3 protein-coding genes are annotated in these 3,126 nt (G+C 71.9%); 1 reads left to right on the top strand and 2 read right to left on the bottom strand.

All coding sequences use genetic code 11. The features are described from left to right. Positions 1 to 73: 73 nt before the first annotated feature. On the bottom strand, positions 74 to 1,585 hold the full coding sequence (locus AB0M28_RS40220) for an MFS transporter (protein ID WP_365415766.1): 1,512 nt from the start codon (positions 1,583 to 1,585) through the stop codon (positions 74 to 76). 85 nt (positions 1,586 to 1,670) lie between these two features. On the opposite strand from AB0M28_RS40220, the gene AB0M28_RS40215 reads away from it, so the two are divergent. Continuing rightward, positions 1,671 to 2,048: a MarR family transcriptional regulator gene (locus AB0M28_RS40215; RefSeq protein WP_365415764.1), complete on the top strand. Its 378-nt coding sequence runs from the start codon at positions 1,671 to 1,673 to the stop codon at positions 2,046 to 2,048. On the opposite strand, the gene AB0M28_RS40210 is transcribed toward AB0M28_RS40215, so the two are convergent. Continuing rightward, positions 2,035 to 2,775: a maleylpyruvate isomerase family mycothiol-dependent enzyme gene (locus AB0M28_RS40210; RefSeq protein WP_365415763.1), complete on the bottom strand. Its 741-nt coding sequence runs from the start codon at positions 2,773 to 2,775 to the stop codon at positions 2,035 to 2,037. The genes AB0M28_RS40215 and AB0M28_RS40210 overlap by 14 nt on opposite strands. Positions 2,776 to 3,126 lie beyond the last annotated feature (351 nt).

Genomic DNA, 3,126 nt, shown 5'->3' with positions numbered 1-3,126 from the left:
CCCCGTTCCTGGAGGAACGGGGCCGGGCCCTTCGTCGTGCGGTTGTCAGGCCACGGCGACCGCGCGCGGGAGTTCAGTCCCGGACGCTCACCTTCTCCTCGGCGGCCGTCTTCTCGTCTGCGGTCGTGTTGAGGTCCGCCGACGAGGCCACCAGAACCGAGCGGCCCGGCCGGCGCCGCGCCGCGCGCAGGCCGAGGGCGGTGACCACCAGACCCAGGGCGGCGATGCCGGTGACCGTCACCAGACCGGGCTTGTAGCTGTCGAGCACCTCCTGCGGGGTGCGGCCCGCCTCGGTCCCGCCCGCGGTGACCACCGCGGTCACGATCGCGAGGAAGACGGCGCCGCCCACCTGCACCGAGGTGTTCAGCATGCCGGCGACCATGCCCTGCTCGTCGTCCTTGACGCCGTTGGTGGCCTGGATGTTGAGCGACGGGAAGGCGACCGCGAAGCCGGCGCCCAGCAGCAGCATCGACGGCAGGATCACCGCGGCGTACGTGGGGCTGAGGTCGACCTGCAGGAACAGCGCGTACCCGATGACGTGGAAGGCGAAGCCCAGCACGATCATCCGCGAGGTGCCGAACTTGTCGATCACGGTGCCCACCTTGGTGGACGACAGCGCGACCAGCGCGCCCGCCGGCAGGAACGCCAGCGCCGTCTCCAGCGCCGACCAGCCGAGGAGCTGCTGCAGGTAGAGCGTCACGATGAACTGGAAGCCGATGTAGGCGCCCATGAAGGTGGCGGCACCCACGTTGACCTGGACCTGGCTGCTGGAGCGCAGCACGGCGAGCCGGATCAGGGGCGCCTTGGCGCGCAGCTCCACGGCGACGAAGACGGCGATCAGCACCGCGGCGAGCGCGAATCCGACGAGCGTACGGGCGGAGGCCCAGCCGGCCTCGGGGGCCTCGACCACGGTGAAGACGAGCGTCAGCATCGCGGCGGTGACGGTGACGGCGCCCGGCAGGTCGTAGTGGCGGCGACCCTCGGGGCGCGGGCTCTTCGGGATGAGCTTCAGACCGGCGATCACGCCGATGAGGGCGATGGGGGCGGGCAGCAGCATCGTCCAGCGCCAGCTGAACTCGGTCAGCAGACCGGAGAAGACCAGGCCCATCGAGTAACCGGTGGCACCGCAGGTCGTGTACAGGGCGAGGGCCCGGTTGCGCATGGAGCCCTCGGGGAATGTGGTGGTGATGATCGACAGGCCGGCGGGCGCGGTGAACGCGGCGCTCAGGCCCTTGATGAAGCGGGTGGCGATCAGCAGCTCGCCGGACTCGACGACACCGCCGAGCAGCGAGGCCCCGGCGAAGACGCCGAGCGCGATGAGGAAGACGCGGCGCCGGCCCAGCAGGTCGGCGGCGCGGCCGCCGAGCAGCAGCAGACCGCCGTAGCCGAGGATGTAGCCGCTGACGATCCACTGCAGCGACGAGGTGGACAGGCCGAGGTCCGCGCCGATGGACGGCAGGGCGACGCCGACCATCGAGACGTCGAGGGCGTCGAGGAAGAGCGCGGTGCACAGGACGATCAGGGTGCCCCACAGGCGTGGGGTCCATGTCTGCTCCGTGACAGGGGAGTTGTGCGGAGAGGTCATGCCCAAGAGACTACATGCACATGCATTGAATGCAAGTGCATTTAATTCAGGTGCAACAATTCGTCTGTCCTGGTACCGTGCGGACATGGCCGCTACCCGTACCGAGCAGCAGGTACTGGCGGGCTGGCGCGAGATCCGCGCCCTGCACGCCAGGACCGTGTGCGCGCTGGACCGTGAACTGCATACATTCGGGCTCGGCGCGAGTGACTTCGAGGTCCTCGACGTGCTCGCCCCCGAGGGATCCCTGCGCATGCAGGAGGTCGCCGACCGGGTCCACCTCAGTCAGAGCGCGCTGTCGCGCCTGGTGGCGCGGCTGGAGAAGGGCGGCCTGCTGAACCGGGGCATGTGCCCGACGGACCGGCGCGGGGTGTCGGTGTGCCTCACGGAGCAGGGGCGGGCCGTGTACGAGTCGGCGCTGCCGGTGCAGCGGGCGGTGCTGGAGCGGTCGCTCAGCTCCACGTGACAGCGGAGTCGGCACGCCACAGCTCGGCGGGTGCCGGGTCGCCGTCGATGCGCAGGCCGTCGTAGGGGCGGCGGTTCCACAGCGCCAGGTACAGCTCGCCCGCGGTGCCGCGCAGGAGGCAGTCGGCGTCGCCGTCCGCGCCGCGGTCCGTGTGCGGCGGGTCCTGCGACAGGTGCACGGTCCAGGTGTCGTCCGTGTCCGTGGCCTGTACGCGCAGGGTGCGGGGGTGCGTGCTGCGGACGCGGCTCTTGCGGCGGGCGTGGAAACCGGTGAGCAGTTCGTCGATGCCGTCGGAGGCGAACGCGGCCGGGAGCGGCGAGATCGCACCGCCTGCGGCCTCCTCGGCGTCCACCCGGTGCACGGCGGTCTCGTGCGCCTGGCGGCGGGCCCAGAAGGCCCGCGCCGAGGGCGCGCGGAAGAAGTACCAGCAGTCGAGGTCGTCCGGTGCGTCGCGGAGGGTCCGCACGAGGTGGGCGTGCCCTTCGCGGTAGTGGGCCAGGAGCTCCGCTCCGTCGAGGTCCGGCTCGGTGGGCTCGTAGGGGGCGCTCAGGGCCTCGCCGACGATGCGGGCGGCCCAGCGATGGACCATCGTCTGGTGCCGCAGAAGGTCTGCGACCGTCCAGCCGGGGCAGGTGGGTACGGGGGCGGCGGTGCCGCTGTGTCCGGCGGCGGTGGCGAGGCGTGTGCCCTCCGCGTCGAGGACGCGGATGAAGTCGCGGATCTCCATACCCCGATTCTCGCCGCTCACACACGCGCCCCGGAACGCGGCCCCGCCGTCTCGCCTCCCGCCACGGGGGCTCCGCCCCCGGCCCCCACCACGGGCCACGCCCGCATCGCGCCTGCGGCGCTCGTCCTCAAACGCCGGACGGGCTGGGTTTGGGCTCTCCACCGTGCCGCCTGGCGGCGGGCGTTGCCGGCGCTGCGCGCCTCGTCCTCAATCGCCGGACGGGCTGGGTTTGGGTTCTCCGCCGTGTTGCCTGGCGGCGGGCGTTGTCGGCGCTGCGCGCCTCGTCCTCAATCGCCGGACGGGCTGGGAATGGGTTCTCCGCCGTGCTGCCTGGTGGCCGGTGTTGTCGGC

The organism is Streptomyces sp. NPDC051940 (assembly GCF_040680895.1).
Taxonomy (GTDB): Bacteria; Actinomycetota; Actinomycetes; order Streptomycetales; family Streptomycetaceae; genus Streptomyces.
This window is presented reverse-complemented; position numbering and strand designations above follow the sequence as displayed.